The 4,054-nt window shown below is 37.3% G+C and carries 3 protein-coding genes and 1 tRNA gene; 1 reads left to right on the top strand and 3 read right to left on the bottom strand.

Annotated elements, in window-relative coordinates; translation table 11 throughout:
* Positions 1 to 170: 170 nt before the first annotated feature.
* Both RM529_RS16190 and RM529_RS16185 read right to left on the bottom strand, forming a co-directional pair.
* Positions 171 to 244 (bottom strand) — tRNA-Pro (locus RM529_RS16190).
* A gap of 181 nt (positions 245 to 425) precedes the next feature.
* Positions 426 to 1,265, bottom strand: coding sequence for an aldo/keto reductase (locus tag RM529_RS16185; protein ID WP_311485783.1), 840 nt, complete (start codon positions 1,263 to 1,265; stop codon positions 426 to 428).
* A 212-nt stretch (positions 1,266 to 1,477) separates the two neighbouring features.
* On the opposite strand from RM529_RS16185, the gene RM529_RS16180 reads away from it, so the two are divergent.
* Positions 1,478 to 2,725, top strand: a complete 1,248-nt coding sequence (locus RM529_RS16180) for a YaiO family outer membrane beta-barrel protein (protein WP_311485782.1) — start codon at positions 1,478 to 1,480, stop codon at positions 2,723 to 2,725.
* On the opposite strand, the gene RM529_RS16175 is transcribed toward RM529_RS16180, so the two are convergent.
* Positions 2,722 to 4,054: glycosyltransferase family 2 protein (locus tag RM529_RS16175; protein ID WP_311485781.1), on the bottom strand; the 1,333-nt coding region annotated here is incomplete at its 5' end. The genes RM529_RS16180 and RM529_RS16175 overlap by 4 nt on opposite strands.

Genomic DNA, 4,054 nt, shown 5'->3' with positions numbered 1-4,054 from the left:
TCAACACTAATGAATTACCAATTTAGTGAAAAAATTGATACTAATTTAGGTAACCGAATAGGTAACCCAAGAATTGATATAAAAGCCAATCTTATGATATCAGAAAAAAATGAAAATCACTGATTTTCATAAGATTAGCTATTATTTGATGTATAATGACATCATAATTGTCGGGATGACAGGATTTGAACCTGCGACCCTACGCCCCCCAGACGTATACGCTACCAGACTGCGCCACATCCCGATCTATAATTTAGCTCAGAAGTGTCCCTTTTTCAAGCTATGTCATTCCCTTCTGGAATTAATATTACGTAAGAAAATTTTGGAACCTTCGTAACGATTTGCAAATAAAGTGGCTTATGAACAAATTTCAAAAGGAAAAAGAAAGTTTTATTCCGTTTTTAAATCTTCACAAGGACTTGCCGTTAAGAAGGATTTAAAAAATGGTCAGGATGATACCCCGTCCGTTCTTCCTTATCAAGCGAATCGATGCGCTGCATATCTTCTGTAGTTATTTCAAAATCAAAAACCTGGGCATTTTCAATGATCCTTTCTTTATGCACGCTTTTTGGTATTGTCACTGCCCCTTTTTGCAAACTCCATCTAATGGCCAGTTGGGCTATGCTCTTATTATATTTTCCTGCAATGTCATTTAATTCGTCAATTTCAAATATTGCTCCACGCATTAACGGCGACCATCCTTCATATTGTATATCATGTTTTTTGCAAAAATCCAGAAGCGACTGCTGCACCAGTCTTGGATGAAACTCATTCTGAAGGACCATAGGAACAATATCAAAATTATCCATTATCTCCTGTAAATGATGCTCCAGGCAATTACATACCCCAATGGCTTTAACTTTGCCACTCCTGTACAATTCCTCAAGTGCCTTCCAGGTATCGAGGTACTGTGGAGTCGGCCAATGGATAAGATATAAATCAATATAGTCCAATTGTAATTTCTCAAGAGATTGCTCGAAAGATTTTAAAGTATTTTCATATCCCTCATCATCATTCCAAACCTTGGTTGTTACAAAAATTTCTTCCCGCGGAATGCCGGCAGACCTGATTGCCTCACCAACCCCCTCTTCATTTTTGTACATACTTGCCGTATCAACATGTCTATAACCTTGCTCCAAAGCAGCATGTATAGCGTTGACTACTTCTTTCCCATCCTTGGCTTTGTAAACACCAAGGCCGAAATTTGGCATTTTGATGCCATTACTTAAAGTGGTAGTTCCTTTTATATCGTTTATATCCATCATATATTCTTGTTGTGAATTTGAAATATAACAAAATTTGGTGAAAATTCTATGGAATAACAGACATTGACAGCATATAATATTAAAAGAGAAGAATGTTATTTGTTATTCAGGAAACAAAATCATTTCCTAAGGATCATTATAAAGACAGTACCTAAAAATTAGCTATTTTCGCAAAGAAGATATTTTTAAGAACATTTCTACTATCCCCAACTATGAAAAACCTCTTAACGCTTATTTTTCTTTTGAGCTTTGCCCAAATGACAATAAGTGCCCAGGATATAACAGAAAAAAATACCGATAGCCTTTACTATAAAGCCCTTGATTTTTACAAAGGGAAGGAATACCAGAAGTCATTAATGCTTACTAATCGTGCCCTAGAACTTGCTCCGGAATATCATGACATCAGGATTCTACAGGTAAGAAATAATTGGGCTCTTGATAATTTAAATGAAGCTGATGATGATTTGAATATTTTACTAAAAGAAGCACCACAATATGTAGACACTAAGCCTCTTGCTTTGCAGCGAATTAACAGATTTACAGACAAAGAGGAAGCGCTGGTCTATTTATCGCGACTGGAGAAATTTTATCCTGATGAAAGTTCTTTTAAAATTCAGAAGGCACAGCTTCTTATTAAGTTAAAAAGAAGGCAGGAAGCCCGGGAGATCGCTCTGAAAAGTATTGAAGACACCGGGATTTCAGGTGCCGATCGTTATGTATTGCAGACCATCTTAAACAGGACTGTTTCTAATGAAATTGCTATAAATTATCAGCTAATAAATTTTAGCAAAGACTACGGAAGGGATCCATGGCATACTGTAAGTGCAGAGTTTCAGCATAATATTGATCGTACAGCGGTGATTGGAAGGATTAATTATACAGACAGGGCTTACGACCAGGGAACCTTGTACGAACTTGAAGCCTATCCGGTAATTAATGACCGAACGTATGCCTTTATAAATGCAGGTTTCTCCAACGGCGACCTCTTTCCTGATTTCCGCGGAAGCGCTTCGCTATTTTACAATTTCGCTCAAATATTTGAAGCTGAAATTGGCGGAAGACTTTTAAATTTTAACAACAGTAGTTTTTTTACCGGAATTGTAGGTATTACTGCTTATAGCGGCAGCTTTTATCTTAACGCCAGAACGTTTTTGGGGCCCGAAAGAGTCAATCAACTGGTACAAAATTATCAGTTTAACATTAGGTACTACTTTGGGAATGCAGACAATTACTTCTTCGGGAGATTGGGAAGCGGAATTTCTCCCGATGAAAGGGCTATTTTTACATTAGTACAAAACAATCCGGGACTGGAAGCTTATTACTTTAATGTAGGAATAAACAAATCTTTGGGGATTCATCATATTATACAAATAGGTGGAGGTTACCTTTTTGAAGACGTAAATTCAGAAACTCAGGGAAGCCAGCTTCTTGCCAATTTGATGTATCGCTACAGGTTTTAGTCTTCAGAAATTTTAAAACCTTTTCTAGTCATTACTCCCCATCCCGATTTTATTTTAAACAATTTTTTATAGTAACCTTTCATCTGCCCATACAATAAAACAGGATGATACAAAAAAGGTTCAAGATAAGATGCCAGGAGCAACTCTATCACCTGCCGGGGTTTTGTATAATGATCAAAGCTTTTTACATACATAAAAACAGCAGCAGTAGAAAAGAGACAACCCAGGAGGTAAATAAATGCATAGATAAGGATAGCATTTGGCCAATTGATAAGTCCCAGTACGGCAAAAACCACAATTGCAATAATACCCAGGAACTCCACCAGAGGCGCACCAAATTCAAAAATGAGCCAGTAAGGGAAATAAATTAGTCCCATTTTCTTATACTTTCTGTTTAAAAAAAGATGCTTATGAATACTTATAGTCTCCCATAAACCCCTGGACCACCTGTCACGTTGATTGATTAGTACCTGATATGTGGGAGGCGCTTCTGTCCAGCAAAGGGTTTCCGGCAGATATACAACTTTATAAGGTAATTTTAGATCTTCCATATGTGTTCTTAACCTAATACACAATTCCAGATCCTCCCCTACCATTTTGGCATCAAAACCTCCTACTTCAATAACCCTTTTAAGGGGGTACATTCCAAAAGCACCTGACACCAGCATTAATCCATTGATTTCCCCCCATGCCATTCGTCCCAATAAGAAAGCTCGTATATACTCCACGACCTGAACCATAGGCACAAGATTATCTGGTAGCCTCAACTCCTTTAAAACACCATTTTTTACCACAGAATCATTGGCTATACCTATACCTGCTCCACAGGCAATTATTTCCTTATCATCTTCTTCTAAATAAGGCCTTACCATCTTTAATAAAGCATCCTGCTCAATAATACAATCGGCATCTGTACAAATAACCAATTCACTATTGGCAAAATTCATTCCCGCATTTAAGGCATCTGCCCTACCACCGTTGTTTTTATCTATTACGGTAAGGTGGGTATATTTTTTATTCCTGCTCTTATAAATGTAATTGACGGAAGCAGTTGGAATAGGTTGGGTTATAAACGTTGCATCTCCTGGTTCAAGCTCAAACTCTTTGATAAGCTTCTCCAGGGAGTCGTCTTTACTGCCATCGTTAACTAAAATAAATTCATAATAAGGATACTGAATAGATAAAAGGGACTTTACATTTTCTACTATGGTTAAACCTTCATTATAAGCCGGGGCAACCAGTGTTACAGAAGGAATGTCCGTCGCACCCACAATATCTTTCACATTTAAAAAAACAGAGCGCTGCTTTGTTCTTTTAATAGCCCTGTTT

The sequence above is a fragment of the Autumnicola edwardsiae genome (assembly GCF_031846505.1).
GTDB lineage: Bacteria > Bacteroidota > Bacteroidia > Flavobacteriales > Flavobacteriaceae > Autumnicola > Autumnicola edwardsiae.
The sequence above is the reverse complement of the archived record's forward strand: the minus strand, read 5'-3'. Positions and strand labels throughout refer to the sequence as shown.